The sequence below is a fragment of the Streptomyces sp. NRRL S-31 genome (assembly GCF_000718775.1).
GTDB lineage: Bacteria > Actinomycetota > Actinomycetes > Streptomycetales > Streptomycetaceae > Streptomyces.
In genome coordinates this window covers 223,941-246,541 of sequence record NZ_JOCB01000003.1, presented here as the reverse complement: position 1 = coordinate 246,541, position 22,601 = coordinate 223,941, and the positions used below count along the sequence as shown (strand labels likewise).

At 74.2% G+C, this 22,601-nt stretch carries 21 protein-coding genes; 11 read left to right on the top strand and 10 right to left on the bottom strand.

The features are described from left to right. The first annotated feature begins 103 nt into the window (after positions 1–103). Together rfbA and IF37_RS0102795 are read left to right on the top strand one after the other, a co-directional pair. Positions 104–1,054: a glucose-1-phosphate thymidylyltransferase RfbA gene (rfbA, locus tag IF37_RS0102800; RefSeq protein WP_052844942.1), complete on the top strand. Its 951-nt coding sequence runs from the start codon at positions 104–106 to the stop codon at positions 1,052–1,054. Between the two features lie 127 nt (positions 1,055–1,181). Next, complete coding sequence (locus IF37_RS0102795) at positions 1,182–1,901, top strand: hypothetical protein (protein WP_052844941.1); 720 nt, start codon at positions 1,182–1,184, stop codon at positions 1,899–1,901. Between the two features lie 145 nt (positions 1,902–2,046). On the opposite strand, the gene IF37_RS0102790 is transcribed toward IF37_RS0102795, so the two are convergent. The 4 genes from IF37_RS0102790 to IF37_RS0102775 form a co-directional block, all read right to left on the bottom strand. Further along, positions 2,047–3,702 (bottom strand): MDR family MFS transporter, encoded by a 1,656-nt coding sequence (locus tag IF37_RS0102790; protein WP_063886352.1) that lies wholly within the window; start codon positions 3,700–3,702, stop codon positions 2,047–2,049. Positions 3,703–3,705: 3 nt separating this feature from the next. Next, complete coding sequence (locus IF37_RS0102785) at positions 3,706–4,293, bottom strand: NADPH-dependent FMN reductase (RefSeq protein WP_030735473.1); 588 nt, start codon at positions 4,291–4,293, stop codon at positions 3,706–3,708. A 616-nt stretch (positions 4,294–4,909) separates the two neighbouring features. After that, complete coding sequence (locus IF37_RS0102780) at positions 4,910–5,821, bottom strand: NADP-dependent oxidoreductase (protein ID WP_030735470.1); 912 nt, start codon at positions 5,819–5,821, stop codon at positions 4,910–4,912. Between the two features lie 228 nt (positions 5,822–6,049). Then, positions 6,050–6,670 carry a hypothetical protein gene (locus IF37_RS0102775; RefSeq protein WP_052844940.1) on the bottom strand — a complete coding sequence of 207 codons (621 nt, stop codon included), beginning with the start codon at positions 6,668–6,670 and terminating at the stop codon, positions 6,050–6,052. Positions 6,671–6,838: 168 nt separating this feature from the next. On the opposite strand from IF37_RS0102775, the gene IF37_RS0102770 reads away from it, so the two are divergent. Beyond that, a complete protein-coding gene (locus IF37_RS0102770) occupies positions 6,839–7,576 on the top strand; it encodes an SDR family NAD(P)-dependent oxidoreductase (protein WP_030735464.1) in 738 nt (245 codons plus the stop codon). Positions 7,577–7,665: 89 nt separating this feature from the next. Here IF37_RS0102770 and IF37_RS0102765 read toward each other — a convergent pair whose 3' ends face one another. The 3 genes from IF37_RS0102765 to IF37_RS0102755 are packed head-to-tail and all read right to left on the bottom strand — an operon-like array spanning position 7,666 to position 10,476. Beyond that, the gene (locus IF37_RS0102765) at positions 7,666–8,454 is read right to left on the bottom strand and encodes an SDR family NAD(P)-dependent oxidoreductase (RefSeq protein WP_030735459.1); all 789 of its coding nucleotides are present in this window, start codon (positions 8,452–8,454) and stop codon (positions 7,666–7,668) included. 4 nt (positions 8,455–8,458) lie between these two features. Beyond that, the gene (locus IF37_RS0102760; RefSeq protein ID WP_052844939.1) at positions 8,459–9,649 is read right to left on the bottom strand and encodes an acyltransferase; all 1,191 of its coding nucleotides are present in this window, start codon (positions 9,647–9,649) and stop codon (positions 8,459–8,461) included. Then, a complete protein-coding gene (locus IF37_RS0102755; RefSeq protein ID WP_030735454.1) occupies positions 9,646–10,476 on the bottom strand; it encodes a class I SAM-dependent methyltransferase in 831 nt (276 codons plus the stop codon). Before IF37_RS0102755 ends, IF37_RS0102760 begins: the two co-directional genes overlap by 4 nt. 182 nt (positions 10,477–10,658) lie before the next feature. Here IF37_RS0102755 and IF37_RS0102750 point away from each other — a divergent pair, with 182 nt between their 5' ends. Both IF37_RS0102750 and IF37_RS43350 read left to right on the top strand, forming a co-directional pair. Next, a complete protein-coding gene (locus tag IF37_RS0102750; RefSeq protein ID WP_030735452.1) occupies positions 10,659–11,807 on the top strand; it encodes a DegT/DnrJ/EryC1/StrS aminotransferase family protein in 1,149 nt (382 codons plus the stop codon). After that, positions 11,807–13,081 carry a DUF6365 family protein gene (locus tag IF37_RS43350; RefSeq protein WP_063886351.1) on the top strand — a complete coding sequence of 425 codons (1,275 nt, stop codon included), beginning with the start codon at positions 11,807–11,809 and terminating at the stop codon, positions 13,079–13,081. The genes IF37_RS0102750 and IF37_RS43350 overlap by 1 nt, the downstream gene beginning before the upstream one ends. Positions 13,082–13,136: 55 nt before the next feature. On the opposite strand, the gene IF37_RS0102740 is transcribed toward IF37_RS43350, so the two are convergent. Continuing rightward, positions 13,137–14,273 carry a glycosyltransferase gene (locus IF37_RS0102740; protein WP_030735447.1) on the bottom strand — a complete coding sequence of 379 codons (1,137 nt, stop codon included), beginning with the start codon at positions 14,271–14,273 and terminating at the stop codon, positions 13,137–13,139. Positions 14,274–14,518: 245 nt separating this feature from the next. Here IF37_RS0102740 and IF37_RS0102735 point away from each other — a divergent pair, with 245 nt between their 5' ends. The 6 genes from IF37_RS0102735 (at position 14,519) to IF37_RS40685 (ending at position 20,270) form a co-directional block, all read left to right on the top strand. Next, positions 14,519–15,790, top strand: coding sequence for a beta-ketoacyl synthase (locus IF37_RS0102735; RefSeq protein ID WP_030735445.1), 1,272 nt, complete (start codon positions 14,519–14,521; stop codon positions 15,788–15,790). Next, positions 15,787–17,055 (top strand): ketosynthase chain-length factor, encoded by a 1,269-nt coding sequence (locus IF37_RS0102730; protein ID WP_030735443.1) that lies wholly within the window; start codon positions 15,787–15,789, stop codon positions 17,053–17,055. The genes IF37_RS0102735 and IF37_RS0102730 overlap by 4 nt, the downstream gene beginning before the upstream one ends. A 144-nt stretch (positions 17,056–17,199) precedes the next feature. Then, entirely contained in the window at positions 17,200–17,703 is a 504-nt protein-coding gene (locus IF37_RS0102725) for a flavin reductase family protein (RefSeq protein ID WP_030735440.1), read from the top strand. A gap of 28 nt (positions 17,704–17,731) precedes the next feature. Next, complete coding sequence (locus tag IF37_RS0102720) at positions 17,732–18,655, top strand: MBL fold metallo-hydrolase (RefSeq protein WP_030735438.1); 924 nt, start codon at positions 17,732–17,734, stop codon at positions 18,653–18,655. A 45-nt stretch (positions 18,656–18,700) separates the two neighbouring features. Further along, the gene (locus tag IF37_RS0102715) at positions 18,701–19,384 is read left to right on the top strand and encodes an antibiotic biosynthesis monooxygenase (protein WP_052844938.1); all 684 of its coding nucleotides are present in this window, start codon (positions 18,701–18,703) and stop codon (positions 19,382–19,384) included. Positions 19,385–19,418: 34 nt separating this feature from the next. Next, entirely contained in the window at positions 19,419–20,270 is an 852-nt protein-coding gene (locus IF37_RS40685) for a hypothetical protein (protein WP_158727279.1), read from the top strand. 45 nt (positions 20,271–20,315) lie between these two features. Here the strand turns inward: IF37_RS40685 and IF37_RS0102700 are convergent, their stop codons facing one another. Together IF37_RS0102700 and IF37_RS0102695 are read right to left on the bottom strand one after the other, a co-directional pair. After that, on the bottom strand, positions 20,316–21,242 hold the full coding sequence (locus IF37_RS0102700; protein WP_030735435.1) for an NAD(P)-dependent oxidoreductase: 927 nt from the start codon (positions 21,240–21,242) through the stop codon (positions 20,316–20,318). Between the two features lie 25 nt (positions 21,243–21,267). After that, on the bottom strand, positions 21,268–22,287 hold the full coding sequence (locus tag IF37_RS0102695) for a ScbA/BarX family gamma-butyrolactone biosynthesis protein (RefSeq protein WP_052844950.1): 1,020 nt from the start codon (positions 22,285–22,287) through the stop codon (positions 21,268–21,270). Positions 22,288–22,601: the final 314 nt, after the last annotated feature.

The window sequence follows — 22,601 nt, the reverse complement described above, 5'->3', positions numbered from 1 at the left end:
GGAGGGCGGCTCGACCGTGTGCGGCCGGCGGCGGCCCTCGATCCGGGTTCGACCGGCGCACCGCACGCTTCGGGCACCGACGACGACATGAGGTGAGGAGCACGTGAAGGGAATCATCCTGGCCGGGGGGAACGGCACCCGGCTGCACCCCGTGACGCTCGGGGTGTCCAAGCAACTGCTGCCCGTCTACGACAAGCCGATGATCTACTACCCGCTGTCCGTGCTGATGCTGGCCGGCATCCGGGACATCCTGATCATCTCCTCGCCCCGTGACCTGCCGCAGTTCCGCAGGGTCCTCGGCGACGGGCACGCGCTGGGCATCCGGCTGACGTACGCCGAGCAGCCCCGGCCGAACGGTCTGGCGGAGGCGTTCCTGATCGGCGCGGACCACGTCGGCGACGACTGCGTGGCCCTGGTGCTGGGCGACAACATCTTCCACGGGCCGGGGTTCTCGCTGGTCCTCCAGGAGCACACCCCGCACACCGACGGCGCCCTGCTGTTCGGCTACCCCGTCCGGGACCCGCACCGGTTCGGGGTCGGCGAGGCGGACGTGGCGGGCCGACTGGTGTCGATCGAGGAGAAGCCCGCCGAGCCCCGCTCGAACCGGGCCATCACCGGGCTGTACTTCTACGACAACGACGTGGTGTCCATCGCGCGCGGGCTGCGCCCCTCGGCCCGCGGGGAGCTGGAGATCACCGACGTCAACAAGGAGTACCTGGCCCGTGGCAAGGCCCGGCTGGTGGACCTCGGGCGGGGCTTCACCTGGCTGGACACCGGCACGCACGACTCGCTGCTGGACGCCGGGCAGTACATCCAGACCCTGGAGCACCGGCAGGGCCTGCGGATCGCCTGTCTGGAGGAGGTGGCGCTGCGCATGGGGTTCATCGACGCCGCGCAGTGCCACCGGCTCGGCCGGCGGCTGGGCAGCTCCGGGTACGGCCAGTACGTCATGGAGATCGCCGACTCCCTCCGGGACGCCGGGCCGCGTGAGCGGGCGGGGTCCCTCGCGGGGCCGCGGTACGGCGGGCCGGCCCGGACGCCGACCGTCGTCTGAGCGCGCGGGTGGCGCGTTGTGATGGGTGGGGCCCCGCTCGAATCCGGTTCGAGCGGGGCCCGGGCGTACGGTGCTGAGCTGGCGGGACGGCCGATCGGACGGCCGCACGACCTACGGGAGGGCACGCATGACGGAGCGCGCTGAGGGCGGCGCCGGCGCACGGGAGGTGACCTTGTGGGTCGACCCGGTGTGCGCCTGGACCTGGATCACCTACCGGTGGCTGCGGGAGGTGGCCGAGGTGCGCCCGCTGTCGCTGACGGTCCGTCCGACCGGGCTGGGCTACCTCCGGATGGAGTCGGGTCCCGACGCCGCGCACGAGCGGTTCCGGGAGCTGTCCCCGGGCCCCGTGCGGGTGCTGGCCGCCGCCGCGGCCGGACACGGGGACGAGGTGGTGGGCCCCCTGTACGAGGCCATCGCGCGCCGCTTCCACACGGCCGGGGGGCTGTACGCGGGACTGCACGAGCGGGTGCGGGGGCTGGACCACGCGGCGAAGCGCGCGGTCCAGACCGAACTGCTGGAGCGGGCCCGCGCGGTGGTCGGCGAGGCGCTGGCGGAGGCCGGGCTGCCCGCCGGGCTGGAGGCGGCGATGGCCTCCCCCAAGTGGGACGAGAAGCTGCGGGCCGCGCACGAGTCGATCCCGCGCGACGGGCGCGAGCTGGAGGTCGTCGGGGTACCGGTGGTCTCGGTGGACGGCCGGGTCGGCGTCTTCGGGCCGGTCCTGTCCTCGGTGCCGTCCGGTGCGCGGGCCGGCGCCCTCTGGGACGGTTTCACGGCCCTGGTCGAGGAGGACGCCTTCCTGGAACTGCGCCGCGTCACCCCGAGACCGGCCCCGGACCCGACGGCCTGACACCGACGGAGCCGTAGTCGGTCATCTCTGAACCGGAACCGGCCAATTGCGGACCGGAGCGGTCTGACACGGACCGGGGCCGGCCGGTACGGGCGGAGGGGCGGAGCCGTGCGGCTCCGCCCCTCCGTGCGCGTGTCGCGTGTCGTCAGGACGCGGCCGGCTGGGCCTTCGGGACCTCGGCCTCCTTCGTGGCCGACTGCCGCGCCCGCCCGGGCAGCAGCAGGGCGAGGAGGAAGCCGATCAGCATCACGCAGCCGCCCGCCAGGAACACCGTGCTCATCGCGTCGCCGATGCCCCGCACCACCGGCGCGGCCAGCCGGGGGTCGGCGCCGAGCAGGAACGAGGTGTCGTCCAGGTTGATCCCGCCCTGTCCCCGCACCGTGTCCAGGATGGGCCGGTTGGCCGGGTCGGCGACCACCGCCGGGTCGGCCAGCGCCGCCCGGAACCCGGCGTCCCGCCCGGCCCGGCCGACCGCCGCCTCGATCCGGCTGCCGGCCAGCGAGAACATCATCGACAGGAACAGCGCCGTACCGGCCGCGCCCCCGATCCCCCGGAAGAAGGAGAACGCGGCACTGGAGACGCCCATGTCCTCCTTGGCCGAGGTGTTCTGGAGGGCCAGCAGCGTCACCGGGAAGCAGATCCCGACGCCCGCGCCGAGCAGGTAGATCAGCGCGCCGGCGAGCCACAGCGAGGAGTGCTCGTCGAGCGTGGCGAAGACGAACAGCGTGCCGGCGACCACGCCCATGCCCAGCAGCAGGAACGCCCGGTACCGCCCGGAGCGGTTGATGACCTTGCTCAGACCGCGGCTGGTGGTGAGCACACCGGCCGTCTGGAGGATCAGCATCGCTCCGGCCTCGCCCGGCCCCTGCCCCTTCACCAGCTGGAGGTAGAGCGGCAGGAAGATCAGCGAGCCGAACACCCCGATGCCGACGATGACGTTGGCGCCGTTGATCACCGCGAACATCCGGTTGCGGAACAGCCGCAGCGGGATCACCGCGGCGTCCGCCATGCGCCGCTCCGTGACGAGGAACAGCACCAGTCCGACCAGCCCCACCACGAGCAGCGACAGCGTCGGCAGCGAGCCCCAGCCCCAGTGCCGGCCCTGCTCGGAGACGACCAGCCAGGGACCGAGGCAGACCACCAGCCAGAGCGCGCCGCCGTAGTCGATGCGGTGGGCCCGCCGTTTGCCGGGCATCCGGAACCTGGCCTGGACGACGAGCAGGGCGATCAGGCCGATCGGCAGGTTGATCAGGAACGCCCAGCGCCAGCCGTCGATGCCCAGCAGGCTGTCGGCACCGGCGAACAGACCGCCGATGGGCGGACCGAGCACACCGGAGACGGCGGAGACGGCCGAGAACCAGATCTGGTACCGGGCCCGCAGCTCCGGCGTGAGCACATCGCCCATGATGGCGAAGGCGAGCGCGGTGAGCCCGCCGCCGCCGATGCCCTGCACCGCGCGGAAGGCGGCGAGCTGGTACATCGACCCGGCCAGACCGCACAGCAGCGAACCGGCCAGGAAGATGCCGATCGCCAGCATGTAGAGCTTCTTGCGGCCGTAGAGGTCGGACAGCTTCCCGAACAGCGGTGTCGCGATGGTCGAGGTGACCATGTAGGCGGTGGTCGCCCACGCCTGGAGGGTCTGGCCGTGCAGCTGGTCGGCGATCGTGCGCATCGACGCCGCGATGATGACGAAGTCGAGCGAGGACAGCATCAGGCCCAGCATCAGGCCGATGACGATCACCCGTACGGCGCGGAACTCCGGGGTGCCCGGAGTCTCCGCGGCCACCGGCTCGGTGCTCACGGCTCAGCCCTCGTAGGGGCGGGCGGCGCGGCCCTCCCGCAGCGTCAGGCCCCACCAGGCGAGCTGGTCGAGCAGTACGGAGGCGGCCTTGCCGGCGGCGTCGGCGTCCGCCGGGCGGCCCTCCTCGTCGAACTTCTCCCAGGCCATGTGGAAGCCGACGGTGTCGCGCAGGGTGACGGCGTGCAGCTCGGCGAAGACCTGGCGCAGCTGCTCCACGGCGCGCTGGCCGCCGGCCATGCCGCCGTAGGAGACGAAACCGACGGGCTTGGCCCGCCACTCGCTGTAGACGTAGTCGAGGGCCAGCTTCAGCGAGGCCGGGTAGCCGTGGTTGTACTCGGGCGTGATGACGACGTACCCGTCGAGTCCGCCGATGCGCTGGGCCAGGGTGAGGGTGCCCTCCCGCGGCTCGGCGGCGTCCAGGGTGAGCTTCAGCTCCTCGACGAGCGCCGGCTCGGAGAGGTCGATGACATGGACCTCCATGTCATCGCGCCGGCCGATCTCGGAGAGGAACCACTGGGCGACCTTGTCGGCGAACCGGCCGGTACGCACGCTGCCGATGACGACACCGATCTTGAGCGGGGTGGTGGACATGGGGAACTCCTCACGTACGTGACGGAAAAAAGGGGGGAGCGACATCCGGGCCGGCGCCTCCCGGCCCTCCGGGCCCTCCCGGGGCTGGGGGTCCTCCGGGTCCTCCCGGCACCTTCGGGTCGTCCTTCCGGGCCAGTCGGGACCCCCAGGGCCCGCAAGGCCGGGAGGCCCGGAAGGCCGGGAGGCCCGGAAGGCCGGGAGGCCCGGAAGGCCGGGAGGCCCGGAGGCTGGGAGGCCGGGAAGGCCCGGAGGCCCCGAGGTCCGGAGGCCCGGAGGCTGGGAGGCCGGGAAGGCCCGGAGGCCCGGAGGCCGGGAGGCCGGGGAGGCCGGGGAGGCCGGGAGGCCGGGAAGGCCCGGAGGCCGGGAAGGCCCGGAGGCCGGGAAGGCCCGGAGGCCGGGAAGGCCCGGAGGCCGGGAAGGCCCGGAAGGCCCGGAGGCCCGGAAGGCCCGGAAGGCCCGGAGGCCCGGAGGCCCGGAAGGCCCGGAGGCCCGGAGGCCCCGAGGTCCGGAGGCCCAGCCCGGACGGTGGCCGCGGGGCCCCGGGGACGGCTCGGGTCTTCGTCCCAGGGGTCCGGCCCTGGGCCTGGGCCGGGTCCGGGTCCGGGTCCGCGGTGGGTCAGCCGACCAGCAGGACGATCTTTCCGCGGCCGTGGCCGGTCTCCAGCTCGCGGTGCGCCTCGGCCGCCTGGGCCAGCGGAAGCGTCTTGCGGATGTGGATGGTGAGCTTGCCGTCGGCGACCAGTCCGGCCAGCTCCGCGAGCCGCTCCGCCGAGCGCTGGCTGCCGATCCACCGCACGCCCAGTTCCTTGTAGACGTCGAAGGCGAAGATGGTGCCGACCCGGTCCTTGTCCTTGACGAGTTCGGCCGCCACCCGCAGACCGTCGGCGCTCGCCGTGTCCAGGGCCGCGTCCACGCCCTCGGGGGCCGCCTCGCGGACCCGGTCGATCAGGCCCTCGCCGTAGGCGACCGGGACGGCGCCCAGCTCCCGCAGGTAGGCGTGGTTCTCCTCGCGGGCGGTGGCGATCACCTTGGCGCCCCGGGCCACCGCGAGCTGGACGGCGACGGTGCCGACACCGCCGGCGGCGCCGTTGATGAGTACGGTCTCGCCCTCGGCGACCCGGAGGATCTCGATCGCGGTGTGGGCGGTCTGGCCGGAGGCGGACAGGCAGCCGGCCACCTCCCAGGGCAGGGCGGCGGGCTTGCGGACGATCTGGTCGACGGGGGCGACGACGTACTCGGCGTAGGTGAGCTGCGTGCGGTAGCCCAGGACCTCGTCACCGACCGCGAAGCCGGTCACGCCCTCGCCGAGGGCGTCCACCACACCGGCGAAGTCGCCGCCGGTGATGTGCGGGAAGGTGATGGTGAAACCGGGCGGGTTCCAGCCCTGGCGCACCGCGCAGTCGGTCGGCTGGGCGCCGGCGGCCTTCACCCTCACCCGCACCTCGCCCGGCCCCGGCTCGGGCGTGGGCAGCTCCATCAGTTCCAGGACCTCGGGACCCCCGAATGCGCGGAACGCGGCAGCCTTCATGTCAAAACCCTTTCTCAGCAACGGAATTGGTGTCCTCGGCCCCCTGGCGGGGACGGCAAAACGAACGTAAAACCTCAACTTCGATTGAGGTCAACGCGATCGAAGGAAACACCTCCACCGTGGCCGGATCCGGCCGAGGAGAGGCCGAGAAACCATCGAAAACGGCTCGACGCCGGGCGGGGAGGCAAGGTGGCCTCCCGCCCGGCGTCGCGGGACGGTGTGCGCTGGTCAGCTCACCGAGGTGCTGGACAGCCGCACCGGCGTGGCCGGGTCCGGGTAGCACTGCACGGGGGTGAAGTCGTTGATCGTGGTGTCCAGGCGCTTCATCGACAGCCCCGGGTCGTCGAAGCTCGTGCCGCCGGCCGAGGTGACCAGCGTGCCGGAGGCGGGCGCGACGTAGGTGGCCTCGACGGTGGGGAGTTCGAAGGTGGTGCCGCCGTAGAACGGCCCGCCGACCCGCAGCGTCAGCTGGTCGCCGGAGGCGACGACGGACCGGCTGGAGTCGCCGAGGTTGCTGCCGCCGGTGAGCCGCAGCCCGACCAGCCGGGCGCCGGCGGGCTGGTTGATCTTCACGGCGATGTCCCGGACCTCCTTCTGGTAGGTGGCGTTCAGGGTGTACGGGCCCTGGGCGTAGGTCACCGTGAAGCGCTGCCTGGCCGCGACGGTGGCGGGCGCGGTGACGTCGAACACCCGGTTGCTGCCGTACTCGCTCCACTGGCCGTTCTCCGGCACCCGGCACAGCATCGGGACGGTGGCGGGCACCGCGACCGCGGTGCTGGACGCCGCCATGACACCGGCGAGTCCCAGGGCCGCGACGGCGACGGCGCGGCGCGTGATGGTCCTGCTCATAGAGGTCTCTCCTCGGGTCGGGCTGCCACACCGGCAGCCCGACGGACGCTAGGGACCGCTCCTGGAGACCGGCTGGAGAATCGTTGCCTCCAACGGCCTTCGAGAGGCCCCCGACGGCGCGGCGGGAGCGTGGCGGCACTTGGCCGTGCGAACAGGGAGCGGGTTGACGTGAGACTCAGGGACAAGGTCGCCGTGGTCACCGGCGGCACCAAGGGGCTGGGACTGAAGATCACCGAGGGGTTCGTCGCCGAGGGGGCCCGGGTGGTGGTGGCGGCGCGCGGCGAGGAGGGCGCGGCGCGGGCACTGGAGCACCTCGGGGACCGGGCCGCGTTCGTCCGGGCGGACGTGCGGGACGCGGAATCCGTACGGTCGCTGCTGGGCGCGGCGGCGGACCGGTTCGGCGGCGTGGACGTCGTCGTGGCCAACGCGGGCGTGAGCCGGCCGGGCCCCGTCACCGGGCTGTCCTTCGAGCACTGGTCCGAGGTGCTGGACACCAACCTCAACGGGCTCTTCCACTGCGTGAAGGAGGCGGTGCCGTACCTGGAGAAGAGCGGGGCGGGACGGATCATCACGCTCTCCAGCGCGCTCGGCAGCCGGCCCACCCGAGGCGCGGCCTCCTACTGCTCGACCAAGGCGGCGGTGGAGATGTTCACCCGGGTCGCCGCGCTGGAGCTGGCGCCGCTGGGCATCACCGTCAACTGCCTCTCCCCCGGCTTCGTCGACGAGGGCATGGGCAAGCTGCTGAAGGCGAACGAGGCCGTGTGGGCCCAGTACGGGCCGAAGATCGCGCTGGGCCGGATGGGGCTCGGCGAGGAGGTGGCGGACGCCGCCGTCTACCTCGCCGCCGACAGCGGGTCGTACGTCAACGGGCACGTGCTGGAGGTCAACGGCGGCCTGTCCTGGTGACACGGGCGCGCGCCCGGGGGTCCGGGAACGCGCCGAGGGCGGCCCTCCCCGCGCGGGGAGGGCCGCCCTCGGCCGTGTGCGCGCCCGCCTTACGCGCCGGCGCCGACGGTGACGCTCTGCCCGGTGACGGCGGTGTTCGCGGCGGAGGCCAGGAAGACCACCACCCTGGCCACCTCGGTCGCGTCCGGCAGACGGCCCAGCGGGGCCCGCGCGGCGTAGCGCTCGGCGACGCCGAAACTGTTCGCCATCCGCTCCTCGTTGCGGAACGTCCGGGTCAGACCGGGGACCACCACGTTGGTCAGGATGTCGCCGTCCCGTCCCAGGCTGAAGGCCGTGCTGCGGGAGAAGCCGTGCAGCGCCGCCTTGGCCGCCGCGTAGTACTCGGAGCCGATCGGCCCGGCGTCGGTCTCCAGCACCCCTTCGGTGACCATGCTGGACGACAGGTGCACGATCCGGCCCCAGCCGCGCTCGCGCATCGCCGGGGCGACCAGCCGGGTCAGCTCGACGACCCCCTCGACGTTGTCGCGCAGCTTGCCCTGCCAGTCGTCGCCGACGTCCTCGAACCGGTCGCCGGGCGGCCGGAATCCGAACGGCCGGAAGGCGTTGTTGACCAGCACGTCGATCCGGCCGGTCCAGTCCAGCGCGGCCCGCACCAGCGACCGGGCGGTGCCCGGGTCGCCCAGGCCGTAGCCGGCGGTCAGGGCGCGGCCCCCGGCCTTCCCGACCCGTGCGGCGGTCTCCGCCGCGTCCTCGGGCCGGGAGCGGTAGCCGACCACCACGTCGGCGCCCTCCGCGCCGAACACGGTGGCGATCTCCCGCCCCATGCCGCCGGAGGCACCGGTGACCAGCACGGTGCGTCCCTGAAGTCCCAGATCCATCGCGTCACCTCACCTCGGCGGCGCCGGCCGGGGTGCCGGACCCCGGTGCGGCAGGACGTGCGGGCGTGCCCCGGGTGCGGGCACCGGACCACCGGCGCACGGCCGGCATCTCGACCAGGCGGTAGAGCACCCAGGCCGCGACCAGCGTGAGCGCGAAGTCCCCGGCGATCACCCCGATCGCGGGCAGCGTGTCCCAGGTGCGCCCGGGCACCCGGCCCATCGGCCCGTACCACATGACCAGCATGTGCACCATGTAGAAGGCGAAGGACAGTTCGCCCAGCCGGACCGCGATCCGGCCGCGGAAGGGCGAGGGGCGCCCCTCGACGTCGGCCGCCGCGCCCGCGGCCACGATCAGCGCCAGCGGTACGACGGTCGGGGCGACGATGCCGTACGCGTCGGGCAGCCACACGGTGAGCGCGTACCCCGGGACCAGCGTGAGCAGGGCGGGGCCGAGGCCGAGCCGGATCCAGCGGCCGCTGAGCACGATCCGGGCCAGCACGATGCCGAGGGCGAACTCCAGCAGCCGGGTGACCGGCAGGCAGTAGACGAACCAGTACTGGTACCAGGAGATCGGGTAGTACGGCATGTCCGGGTCAGTGGGCAGCAGCCGGGAGGCGAGCGCCACCGCCACCGTGCCCGCCGTGAGCAGCCCGGCGAGCGGCCACAGCAGGCGGCCGGGGACCGCCCGCACCCAGCGCACCAGCAGCGGGAAGGACAGGTAGAACAGCAGCTCGGCGGCGAGCGACCAGGAGGGCCCGTTGGTGCCGAAGAAGACGTCCTCGACCGGGAACCACGCCTGGACCAGGAGGAGCGAGGGCACGGTGTTGCGCACGGTGGCCGCGACCCCGCCGAGCCAGACCATGAACAGCAGGCCCAGCGCCCAGGTCACCAGGTGGTTGGGGAAGATCTTCACCAGCCGGCGCCGGTAGAAGCTCCCCGGGCCGTCCTCCTCCCGGGCGGACCAGGTCAGCACGAATCCGCTGAGCAGGAAGAAGAAGCCGACCCCGACGAAGCCGAGTTTGGCGACGTAGGTGACGAGGTCCGCCTCCAGGCCCTTGTCCCGGAAGATGCCGTAGGTGAAGGCGTGGCAGACGAACACCATCAGCGAGGCCACGAACCGCATCCCGGTCAGGGTCGGCAGCCGGGGGTGCGCCGCGGCGGCGCCCGGCCGTCTCGCGGTGCGGTCGGCGCTCACCCCCGGCGCTCCCCGGTCTTGCGGCCGACCGCGATCACGTAGCCGAGGACCCGGCCCTCCAGCATGCCGACCTTGGAGAGCATCGCCTTGAACTCGTCGGCGAACTCCTTGCCGCCGCGCTCGGCGATGTAGGCGTACTTCTCGTCCAGCACCTCGGGGATGCGGGCGGCGGACCGGTGCAGGTGGGCGGTGGCGTCCTCGAACCGGGTGACCTCGAGACCGGCGTCCGTGAGCAGCGCGCGGTAGCCCTCGATGGTGGGCAGCGCCTCGACGGTGAAGCCCTCCTTCAGGGCGACGCGCTCCTCGGCCGACAGCTCGCCGCGCTCGGCGTAGTCCGAGAGCACGAACCGGCCGCCGGGGACGAGGACGCGCTCGATCTCGCGCAGCGCCTTCGGCCGGTCGGACATGTACATGATTGCCTCGGAGGCCCAGACCGCGTCGAACGAGGCGTCCGGGTAGGGCAGCGCCATCCCGTCCGCCTGCTCGAAGGCGACCAGGTCCGCCACCCCCGCCTCGGCCGCGAGCGCCCGGCCCTGGCGGACCTGTTCGGCGCTGACGTTGATGCCGACGACGTGCGCCCCGGTGGCCTTGGCGGCGGCGATGGCCGGCCGGCCGAAGCCGCAGCCGACGTCGAGCAGCCGGGAGCCCTCGCCCAGTCCGGCCGCCTCGATCATCACCTCGGTGTGCCGCTCCTTCGGGTCGGTGCCCGGGTGCGCGTCGTCGAAGTACCCGATGTGCAGATTGAAGCCGTTCAGCCCGAACAGCCAGCTGCGGTCGTCGAAGTACTCGCCCACCTCGTCGGCCGTCTTGGATTCGTACGTGGTCATCTGCCGGCACCTCATTCCAACGACAATCCGTCACCCCCACGCTGGACAGCTCCTCTCGAAGGCCGCTCGGGACTTCCTCCAGCCGGGCCCGCCGCCCCGCGGGCCGCTCCATCGGCTCTCGAACCCGTGTCGAGGCCGGCTGCCAACCATGCGGGCATCCGTCCGCAGCAGAGGGGACCACCGTGATTCATCTCTTCCAGCCGCAGACCGGCGAGCTCGAACTCGCCGCCGTCGCGGAGGTGTTCGCCGACCGGTGGCTCGGACACGGCCCGCGCACCAAGGCGTTCGAGACCGAGTTCGCCACGCACCTCGGCGTGGACCCCGCCCACACGATCTTCCTCAACTCCGGCACCGCCGGGCTCTTCCTGGCCCTGGAGTGCCTGGACCTGGCGGAGGGCGACGAGGTCGTCCTGCCCTCGCTCAGCTTCCTCGCCGCCGCCAACGCCATCGTCGCCGCCGGCGCCCGCCCGGTCTTCTGCGACGTCGACCCGCGCACCCTCAACCCCACCGCCCGGCACATCGAGGCCGCGCTCACCGCGCGCACCAAGGCCGTGATCGTCCTGCACTACGGCGGCTACCCGGGCGACATCGAGGCGATCGCCGCCCTCTGCCGCGACCGGGGCGTGCCGCTGGTGGAGGACGCGGCCTGCTCGGTGGACTCCCGCGTCGACGGCCGGGCCGTGGGCACCTTCGGCGACCTCGCCATGTGGAGCTTCGACGCCATGAAGGTCCTGGTCACCGGCGACGGCGGCATGCTCTGGGTCCGCGACCCCGAACGGGCCGCGCGGGCCCGCCGGCTCGCCTACCACGGCCTGGCGCAGTCCAGCGGCTTCGGCCACGCCCGGGTCTCGCACCGCTGGTGGGAACTGGAGGTGCCGGAGGTCGGCCGGCGGGTCATCGGCAACGACCTGACGGCGGCGATCGGCCGCGTCCAGCTGGGCCGGCTGCCCGAGTTCACCGCCCGCCGCCGCGCGATCGTCGAGCTGTACGACCGGGAACTCGCGGGCGCCGAGGGCGTGCTGACCCCGCCGCCGCCACCGGCCGGGCACGAGTCGACGCACTACTTCTACTGGGTGCAGTTCGCGGACGGGATCCGCGACGACATCGCGAGCGAGCTGCTCGCCGCCGACATCTACACCACCTTCCGCTACGCCCCCCTGCACAAGGTCCCCGCCTACCGCTCCGCCGACCAGGCGCCGCTGCCCGCCTCCGACCACGCCGCCGCCCGCACCCTGTGCCTGCCGCTGCACCCGGGCCTCACCGACGACGACGTCCGCACCGTCGCCGCGACCCTGCGCAAGGCCGTCGCGGCCCGCCGTCAGGAGCCGTGATGCGCCTCGTCTTCCTCGCCGCCCTCGCCAAGACCCTGCACGAGGTCACCATCGGCCTCGACCTCGCCGAACAGCTCACCGACGCCGGTGTCGAGAGCCACTTCGTCGTCAACCCCTACAACGCCGGCCAACTGCGCGCCGCGGGGCTCCCGCACACCCTGGTGGAACCGGAACTAGGCGCGGGCGTGCGCGAGGTGGTGCACCGGATCGTCAAGGAGTTCCGGGCGGACGCCGTCGTCCTGGTCGACTACCTCGCGCACTGGATGACCTTCAAGGTCGGCTACCGCACCGACCCCTGGTTCGTGGAGGACCTCGGGCTGCCCGTCATCCCGCTGGACCTGTACGACCTGGAGAGCACCAGCCGGCGGGTGGAGATCCTCGGCACCACGATGGAGGTCGACGACAACCTGCTGCGGATGCCGGTGCAGCTGCTGCCGGTCCCGATGAACCGCCCACGGGTGACCGACTCCGGCCGGGGGCTGCCGTACCGCCTCACCCGCACCACCGCGCCGCTCACCACGCGGGCCCGCCGCGCCACCCGGCGGGCGCTCGGGGTGCCGGACGGGGCCCGGCTGCTCCTGGTGCCCACCCTGCCCTGGCAGCGGCTGATGCAGGAGCACGCCGCGCCGCCGACCCGGCTGCTCGCCGACCGGCTGCCCCGCCTGCTCGGCGGCCGGCTGGCCCGGCTGCCCCGGGACACGCACTTCCTGCTGGCCGGCCCCCTCTTCGACGGTTTCGCCGAGGCGCTGCCCGCGGAGCGGCTGCACCACCGCCCGGAGTACACCGCCGACGGGTACCACCGGCTGCTCGGCTCGTGCGACGGGGTCTTCTCCTTCCACCTGCCGAGCTACGCGCTGGACCGCGCGGTGTTCGCCGACGTACCCGGACTGCTCGCCGTCAACAACCACCGCGTCGACGGCCCCGAGGACGTCGAACGGCTGGCCGGCGCCCTGCCCGGCGGCCTCACCGCCCCGGTACGGCGGTGGCTCGCGGACCATCCGGAGCCGCTGCCCGACTTCCACATGTGGCCGCTGCGCTGGAACGAGGTACTGCGCCCGCTGCTGGACGCCAACCCGTTCACGGACACCGTGCTGCGCGCGGAGCTGCTGGACGAGCACACCCTCGTCGACGGCCTCGAACGCGTCCTGTACGACGACGCGGAACGCGACCGGCTGGCCGCCGCCCGGGCCGCGTACCGGGACGCCGTGACCGCCCTGCCCGCCACGGCCCACACCTTCGCCGAGGCGGCCGGCCGGCTCGGCCTCACCCCCTGACCACGCCGGTGCCCCGGCCCCGGCCGGCCCTCGCGGCCCGGCCGGGGCCGGCCGTTCAGCCGGTGCGGGCCACCAGGTCCTCCAGCGCCCCCACCACCTGCGCGGGCAGCGGCAGCCGGGCCATCTCGGCCGACACCGTCCGGGCCCGGTCCCGGTAGGACGCGTCCTCCAGCACCTCGCGGCAGGCCTCGGCGATGTTCTCCGGCGAGTCCTCCGCCGGGTCGACCATCCTCGCCGCGCCGTAGGCGCTCAGCCGCTCGGTGTAGCCCACCACGTACGGCAGGTACGGGATGAGCACCTGCGGCACACCGGCCGCCATGCTGCCGAGCACCGTGTTGCCCCCGGCGTGGCTGACCGTCAGGTCGCAGGTCCGGGCCACCACGTCCAGCGGGATCCACCCGGCCCGGACGTTGTCCGGCAGCGGGCCCAGCTCCACCGCGACCGCCTCCGGTGCCGCCACCAGCAGCTCCACGTCCAGCGCGGCCACCTTGGCGACCAGCCCGGTGAGGATCTCGAAGTCCGAGTCCTTCGTCACCCGGCTGCCCGCGCTCACCAGCACCCGGGGCCGCTCCCCGCGCGTGAACATCCACGGCTTGAGCGGGCGCTGCGCCGTGTAGGGCACGTAGCGCATCGACTGCGCGGGCGGCGCGTCCGCCGGCCGCAGCGACGGCGGACAGGTGTCGACGAACAGGTCGGCGCCGGGCATCTCGTACAGCCCCAGCGCCTCCAGCTCCGGACCCAGCTCGGCCGCCGCCGCCAGGTCGATGGTCCGCGGCTCCCCCATGTCGACCGCGTGCTTGACGTACGGCACCGAGGCGTACGCGGCGGCCAGCGGGCCGGCGAACGCCAGCACCCCGCCCACCACCAGGTCCGGGTGCCAGCGGTCGATCAGCGAGGTCAGCCCGTCCACGCAGGCCGCCGCGTACCGCCCGAAGCAGCGCCCGTTGAACAGGTACCGCTCGTGCAGGTCCTCGGGGATCGTCTGGAGCACGCCCCGCCGGTCGTACAGGAAGTCCTTCATCGTCTTGCCGGTGACCGGGTAGCCGGGCACGCCCGCGCCGTTGACGACGTCCATGCAGTCGTCCGGCGCCGCCATCACGACCTCGTGACCGGCGTTCCGGGCCGCCTGCGCCAGCGGCACCAGCGAGAAGATGACACCGGAGGTGCCACCCGCCACAAAGAGAATCTTCATGGCGGCATGCTCCGGCGGCGCGTTCGTCACCGGCTCGAACCGTCCTCGACCCCCGCACCCGGCCCCGGCCGCCCGGGCACGGCCCGGTGCGGTGCGCCCACGGCCCGCTCCGCCACGGCACCACCGGGTCTCGACCTCCAGTCAAGCGCGGGTGCCGAAGCTCGGGCATCGGCCCCGGCCCTACGCAGCGTGGCCGGCCCGCAGGCCGAGCCCCGCAAGGAGGACTCACTCGTGAAGGACACCCCATGAGCCGTCGCGTCGTCATCACCGGGATCGGCGTGGTCGCACCGGGGGGCGTGGGGACCAAGGAGTTCTGGTCCCTGCTCACCTCGGGCCGGACCGCGACCCGGTCCATCTCCCTCTTCGACGCCTCCCCGTTCCGCTCCCGCATCGCCGCGGAGGCCGACTTCGACCCGCTGGCGCACGGCTTCACCCCCGAGGAGGCCGAACGCCTCGACCGCGCCGCCCAGTTCGCCGTCGTCAGCGCCGACGAGGCGATCCGGGACAGCGGCCTGGAACCGGACCGGCTCGACCCCACCCGCACCGGCGTCACCCTGGGCAGCGCGGTCGGCTGCACCATGGGCCTGGACACCGAGTACAACGTGGTCAGCCGCGGCGGCAGCAGCTGGGAGGTGGACCACACCCTCGCCGTACCGCACCTGTTCGACTACTTCGTGCCCAGCTCGATGGCGGCCGAGGTGGCCTGGCGCACCCACGCCCAGGGCCCGGTGTCGATGGTGTCGACCGGCTGCACCTCGGGCCTGGACTCCCTCGGGCACGCCGTCGAGCTGATCCGCGAGGGCAGCGCCGACGTGATGATCGCCGGTGCCACCGAGGCGCCCATCTCCCCGATCACCGTGGCCTGTTTCGACGCCATCAAGGCCACCTCCCCGCGCAACGACGAACCGGAGACCGCCTCCCGCCCCTTCGACGCCACCCGTAACGGCTTCGTGCTCGGCGAGGGGTCGGCCGTCCTGGTGCTGGAGGAACTGGAGAGCGCCCGGCGGCGCGGCGCCCACGTCTACGCGGAGATCGCCGGGTTCGCCAGCCGCTGCAACGCCTACCACATGACCGGTCTGCGCCCCGACGGCCGGGAGATGGCCGAGGCGATCCGGATCGCCCTCGACGAGGCCCGGCTGGACCCCACCGCCGTCGACTACGTCAACGCCCACGGCTCCGGCACCAAGCAGAACGACCGGCACGAGACCGCCGCGTTCAAGCGCAGCCTGGGCGACCACGCCTACCGGGTCCCGGTCAGCTCCATCAAGTCGATGATCGGTCACTCCCTCGGCGCCATCGGTTCCCTGGAGGTGGCCGCCAGCGCCCTGGCCATCGAGCACGACACCGTGCCGCCCACCGCGAACCTGCACGAGAGCGACCCCGCCTGCGACCTGGACTACACGCCGCTGGTGGCCCGCCGGCAGCGCACCGACACCGTGCTGAGCGTCGGCAGCGGCTTCGGCGGGTTCCAGAGCGCGATGATCCTGACCCGCCCGCGCCTGGGAGCCGCCGCATGACCACGTACGCCACCGAGGCGGACCGCACGGCGGACCGCGCCACGCCCCACGCCGCGCCCGTGGTCACCGGCATCGGCGTCACCGCCCCGAACGGGCTCGGCACCCGGGCCTGGTGGGCGGCCGCGCTGCGCGGCGAGAGCGGCATCGGCCCGGTCACCCGGTTCGACGCCGCGCGGTACCCGGCGCGGCTGGCCGGCGAGATCCGGGACTTCGTGCCCGAGGAACACGTGCCCAGCCGGCTGCTGCCGCAGACCGACCACATGACCCGGCTGGCGCTGGCCGCCGCCGACGAGGCGCTCGCCGACGCCGGCGTCGAACCGGCGGAACTCCCCGACTACGCGGCCGGTGTGGTCACCGCCGCCTCCGCGGGCGGTTTCGAGTTCGGCCAGCGCGAACTCCAGGCGCTGTGGAGCCAGGGCGGCCAGTACGTCAGCGCCTACCAGTCCTTCGCCTGGTTCTACGCCGTCAACACCGGGCAGATCTCCATCCGGCACGGACTGCGCGGCCCCAGCGGGGTGCTGGTCACCGAACAGGCCGGCGGCCTGGACGCCGTGGCACAGGCCCGGCGCCAGATCCGCCGCGGCGTCCGGCTGCTGGTCACCGGCGGCGTGGACTCCGCGCTGTGCCCGTGGGGCTGGGCCGCGCAGCTGGCGGGCGGCGAACTGACCGAGGCCGGCGATCCGGCCCGGGCCTTCCTGCCGTTCTCCGCGGACGCCTCCGGTCATGTGGCCGGCGAGGGCGGCGCGCTGCTGGTGCTGGAGGACGCCGACGCCGCCGCCGCGCGCGGTGCCCGGGTCTACGGCACGGTGGCCGGCTGCGCGGCCACCTTCGATCCGGCCCCGGGCTCCGGCGGCGCGCCCCGGCTCCGGGACGCCGCCGAACTGGCCCTGCGGGACGCCGGGCTGTCCCCGGCCGACGTGGACGTGGTGTTCGCCGACGCCGCCGGGCGCCGGACCGCCGACCGCGCGGAGGCCGAGGCCCTCGCCGGGCTCTTCGGGGCGGGCGGTGTGCCGGTGACGGCGCCGAAGACCATGACGGGCCGGCTGGCCGCGGGCGGTGCCGCACTCGACCTGGCAGCCGCCCTGCTGTCCCTGCGCGACCAGGTCATCCCGCCGACCGTGCACGTCGGCGCCCCGGCCGCGGACTGCCCGGTCGACCTGGTCACCGAGGTCCGCCGGCCGGCCGGCGGACTGCGTACGGCCCTGGTGCTCGCCCGGGGCCGGGGCGGTTTCAACTCGGCCGCGGTGGTGCGCGCCGCGGGTTGAGCCGGCCCCCGCGCCGGTGTCCGCCCGCCCGGCCGGGCGGGCGGACACCGGCCGGCCCCAGGGGGTCTCCCCGGATCGGAGCACTGGACCGCCGATCCGGACGAACCTCCCTGACCCCGTCAGCTTCCGACAGCCGGAGGACCGTTGCCCACCGTCGACCCCGCGGACTTCACCCGCGCCATGGCCCATGTGCCCGCCCCGGTCACCATCGTGACCACCGTGGACCCGAGCGGACGCCGCTGGGGATTCACCGCCAGCTCCTTCTCCTCGCTGTCCCTCGACCCGACGCTCGTGCTGGTGTGCCCCGCCAAGTCGGCCTCCTGCCACGAGGCGTTCGTCACCGCCGACCGGTTCCTGGTGAACGTGCTGGCGGCCGGCCAGGCCGGTGTCGCCGCCGGCTTCGCCCGGTCCGGCGCCGACAAGTTCGCCGGCAGCTCCATGGAGCCCTGCGAGCTGGGCCTGCCCGGACTGCCCGACGCGACGGCGCGGCTGGCCTGCGCCCTGCACGACGTGCTGGACGGCGGCGACCACAGCATCCTCGTCGGCCGCGTCCAGCAGGTCTCGGTGGGCGGCGCCGACCCCCTCGTCTACCACAACCGCCTCTTCACCCGGCCCGCCGGCAGCCCGGCCCTGGCGGCACCCGCATGACCGGGCCGGCCCGCACCAGGAGATCGAGTTGAGCCTTCACACCCATGGCACGGCCGAACCGCATCTGCGGGAGGTGGCCGAAGACGTCCACGCCTACGTCCAGCCCGACGGCGGCTGGTGCCTGAACAACGCGGGCCTGATCACCTCGGGGGACCGCCCCGCGCTGATCGACACCGCGGCCACCGAGGCCCGGGCCGGGGCGCTGCGGCGGGCCGTGTCCGCGGTGAGTCCGCGCGCCCCCCGGTTCGTGGTCAACACCCATCCGCACGGCGACCACACCTTCGGCAACCGGTTCTTCGCCGACGAGGCGGTGATCGTCTCGCACGAGGCGACCCGCGCCGAGATGGACCTGGCCGGGCTGCACCTGACCGGGCTGTGGCCCGAGGTCTGCTGGGGCGACGTCAGCGTGGAACTGCCCTCGCTGACCTACCGGGACCGGCTCACCCTGCACCTCGGCGACACCCCGGCCGAGCTGATGCACCTGGGCACCGCGCACACCCGCAACGACACCGTGGTGTGGCTGCCGCGCCAGCGGGTGCTGTTCGCCGGTGACGTGGTGATGTCCGGGGCCACCCCGTTCTGCCTCACCGGATCGGTCGCCGGGTCCCTGGCGGTGATCGAGCGGCTGCGGGCCCTGGACCCCGAGACCGTCGTCTCCGGCCATGGCCCGGTCGGCGGACCGGAGATCCTCGACGAGAGCGCCGGCTATCTGCGGTACGTGCAGCGGCTGGCCGCCGAGGGCACCGCCGCCGGGCTGACCCCCTTGCAGACGGCACGCGAGGCCGGAGCCGGACCGTACGCCCACCTCCTCGACAGCGAACGGCTGGTGCCGAACCTGCACCGCGCCTACGCCGAGGCGGCGGGCGCCGAACCCGGCCACTGGCTCGACATCGAGGAGCTGTTCGCCGAGATGGTCGCCTACCACGGCGGTCTGCCCGCCTGCGCGGCCTGACCCGCGCCCCGCACCCACCCTCTCCCTCCCGCTTAAGGAGCCACCATGCTCGTCCTCGATCCGGACGGCGCTTCGGCCGTCGCCCTGGACTGGCTGACACTCGCCGAGCAGGACTGGACCGGGCAGGAGAAACTGCTCGGCCTGCTCGGCCACTCCCACGACACCACCGCCCACCCGGGCCGGCACTCGGCCGCCCTGCACGCGGCGCACACCCGGGCCGGTGTCGCCGCCCTCACCCGGTGGCGCACCGTCGCCGACCTGCGCGCCCACCACGCCGGCGACGCCCACCAGCGCGAGCTGCTCCAGCTGGGCGGCCTGGCCGGCCGGCACCGGGTGCTCGCCGCCGAACCGGTCTCGGTGCAGCGGGCCCCGTCCGTCACCGGCCCGGTCGACGTCACCGCCGAGCGGGACGACTGGACCTCCATCGCGATCCAGTGGGTGGCTCCGGCGGACCAGGACGCGCTGGTCGCGGAGCTGACCCGGCCGCGCGAGGAGTGGGTGCACCTGCTGCCGGGCTACCGCTCGCACAGCGTGCTGCGCGGCCTGGACGGCACCTTCGTCGTCAACTACGCGCAGTGGGAGAGCGAGGAGGCGTACCGGGCCTTCCACCAGGTGCCGGAGGAGCGGTGGCCCGAGGACGTACGGGCCTCCCGCGACCGGGCCCGGAAGCTGACCCGGGACTGGGAGTACAACACCTTCCGCGTGGTCCGCTCGCACACCGCGGCCTGACCCGTTCCGTGACCATCAGCCAGGGGGAGATGACGTGACGAGCGCGACGGCGACCCGGACCCGGCCGGCAGCCCGGGTGTGCGCCGGTGCCGGCTGCGCCGGGGGACGGCGGCCCGCGCCGGGCCGGCGCCTGTGCCCGGACTGCGTGGCACGGCTGGCGGACGCGCTGCGCCGATTGCCGGACCTGTACGAGTCCTGCGGCCGGCTGCTCGACGGCGGCGGCCGGGACCGGACCCGGCCGCGGACGACCGGCGGTCCGCCGCGCGGCCTGCCCTTCAACGCCCACGCGGCCGAGGTGCGCACCGAGATCCTGGCGGTGCTGGGCTCGTGGGCCGGCGCGGTGGTGACGGAACGCGCGGTGCCCGCTCCCCCGCGGGCGGTGCCGTCGCTGTGCGCGTTCCTCGCCGGGCACCTGCGGTGGCTGCCGGCGCACGACGCGGCGGGCGAGTTCTCCGCCGAACTGGACCGGCTGGTGCGCCGGGCCCGCCGGGTGGTCGATCCGGAGGTGCGGCGGCGGGTGCGGGTCGGCGCGTGCGTGGAGCGGGGCTGCGCGGGCGCGCTGACCGCGGTGCTGGCGGCACGGCAGAGCCCGGCGGCGGCCGTGATCCGCTGCGACCGGGACCCCGCGCACCACTGGCAGGGCCATGAGTGGCTCCGGCTGAGCCGCCGCCTGGACGACGCGCCGGATGCGGCGGGCGCCCCGCCGGCCAGGACGGTGCGGTGGCTGACCGCGGCCGACATCGCCCGGCTGTGGGGCATCTCGACCGGCGGCGCCTACCGCCACGCGTGCCGGTCCGAGTGGCGCCGCTGCCGGCGCCACGGCCGGACGTACTACCACGGCGAGGACGTGGCCCGCACCCTGGACGCGCGCGGGACGCCCCGCTGACGGCGCGTCCCGCACCCCCGGCGCCCCGCACCCCCGGCGCCCCGCTCACCCGGCCCGCAGCGCCTCCCGGTACCAGTCGGCCTCCCGGCGGAACCCCGCGGGGAAGGGGGCCCCGGGCGACTGGCGGAGGTCGGACCAGAGCGGGCCGCTGTCGAAGACGTGGTCGGTCGTCAGCATGTCCAGCGCCGACGGCGGCTGCCCGTGCTCCGCGAGGACCGCCCGGGCCCGCTCCGCGCCGATCCGGGTCCGCGGCCAGGCGATCGACCCGCACTCGGCGACGGCCCGCAGCAGCGCGGACACGGCGACCGGCTCGGGGTGCGCGGCGTGGTAGACGGACCGGGTCAGCCCGCCGTCCGGCGCGAGCGCGGCGGCCACCAGCAGCCGGGCCAGGTCGGTGACCGCGATCATCGAGGTGCGGGCCGGCCACCCGTCCACGGTGCCCGGCAGCGCGCGCAGGATCCGGGCCAGCCCCGGACCCACCCAGGCGTCGCCGGCCCCGTAGACGAGGTGCGGGCGCAGGACGATCCCGCCGGCCCCCAGCACGGCGTCCTCCGCGGCGGCCCGGGTCCGGGAGGTCACCGACGCCGGGTTGCGTACGAGGTCCTCCGGGCGGCTGCCGCGGAAGGTCCCCCTGCCGTAGACGGAGGCGGTGCTGAGCTGGACGACGCGCCGGACGCCGGCCCGCCGGGCCTCGGCGACCAGCGCCGCCGTGCCGCGGGCGTTGACCGCCTCGTTGGTCTCGGTGTCGCCGCCGATCCGCGCGGCGCAGTGGACGAGGACGTCGACGCCGTCGCAGATGCCGCGCAGGCTGCCGGGGTCCACCAGGTCGGCGCGCACGACGTCGGCGGTGGGGGCGAGCGGGGTGCGGTGGTGTCGCACGAGCCGGAGCCGGACCCGGAGCCGGCGGGCCTCACGGGTGACGTGGCCGCCCACGAAGCCCGCGGCGCCGGTGATCAGGATGGTCGGAGGCATGCGGTGTCTCCCGGTGGCGGTCGGCTCAGCGGGTGCGGGGCCGCACCATGAGATCGGCGGTGAACACGGTCTGCCGCTGCTGGGTGCCGGTCACCCGCACCCGTACGTCGCCGTCGGCGCCGGCCGGCTCCGGGTGCGCCTCGATCCAGCAGGGGGCGTCCAGTTCGGCGTAGCGGGCGAAGGCGCCGCGCACCCCGAGCACGAGCGCGTCGGGGAGTCCGGTGGAGGCGTGCGCGGCCTGCCGGGCGGCCTCCAGCAGCACCATGCCCGGCACATGGTCGACGGGATGGTCGAAGTAGGTCGGGTGCTCGGTGTCGACCCGCAGTTCCCAGCGGCCCCGGGCGCCGGGCACGGGCCGGGCCCGGGGCTGGGCCCAGGGCTGGATGCGGAGGTGGGGCAGGGTCGGGGCGGGGGGCGCGGGTTCGGGTACGGCGAGGACGACGTGCCGCGCGCTGGTGTGGCCGACCGCGAACGGGGCGACGGCCGGGGGCGTCGCGCCGCGCGCGAGGGTGGGCCGCTCGCCGCGCACCCGGCGGTAGACGGCCGGGCTCATGCACCGGAACGCCGCCGTCGCGGTGCCGAGCGGTACGCCGTCGCGCAGCACGGTGACGTCGTACCGCATGGCGGTGAGCCGACCGTCGCGGCGGGTGATGTCCCGGCAGACGGTGCGCAGTTCGGTCTCGGTGGGGGTGGGGCCCGCGACGAGCAGGGCGGGCTCGGCGTGCGCCGTGAGGTCGGACATCACGAACTGGTGGCCGAAGGGCACGCCGAACTCGGCGTGGGCGAGCAGGGAGCCGGTCTGGCGGACGGACTCCAGGAGGAGCATCGGGTCCTGGTAGCCGCCCTCGCGGGCGAAGAGGGCGTGGCTGCGGGGCCACTGCGCGGTGACGGTGAAGGAGGGGTCCGGAGAGCCGACGGGGTCGGCTCTCCACCCGGTCAGGAAAACCTCCGACACCGCGGCCCGGTGCACGTACTCACGCGGAACCGTGGTGGTCAGCTGCGGTGTGCGTAGGTCAGGGGCGGTGCGACCGGCGACATACGGCATGGACAGCACTCCTGTCAGTTCCTGGGCAGGGGAGACCAGCCGTACGCCGGCTTGCTTCCCCCGCGGCCGACGCGTTGCACTTCATAAGATACAGACATGTCAGTTCGGAATTTCAAGTAGCCGTTTACTCTTTCTTTGCGCGACTGCTCGCGCACCCCTTCACCGACGGCACAGATCCGGCCTTCGGCACAGCCGTGCGCACCATTCACCCCATCCGACCTGTTTGCGGTGAATAACCATGCAGCACTGCATGGTAATTGGCGCCCTACCCGCCCGGAATGATTCGTTCCGGCCTTTTGTTCAACCACACAAGC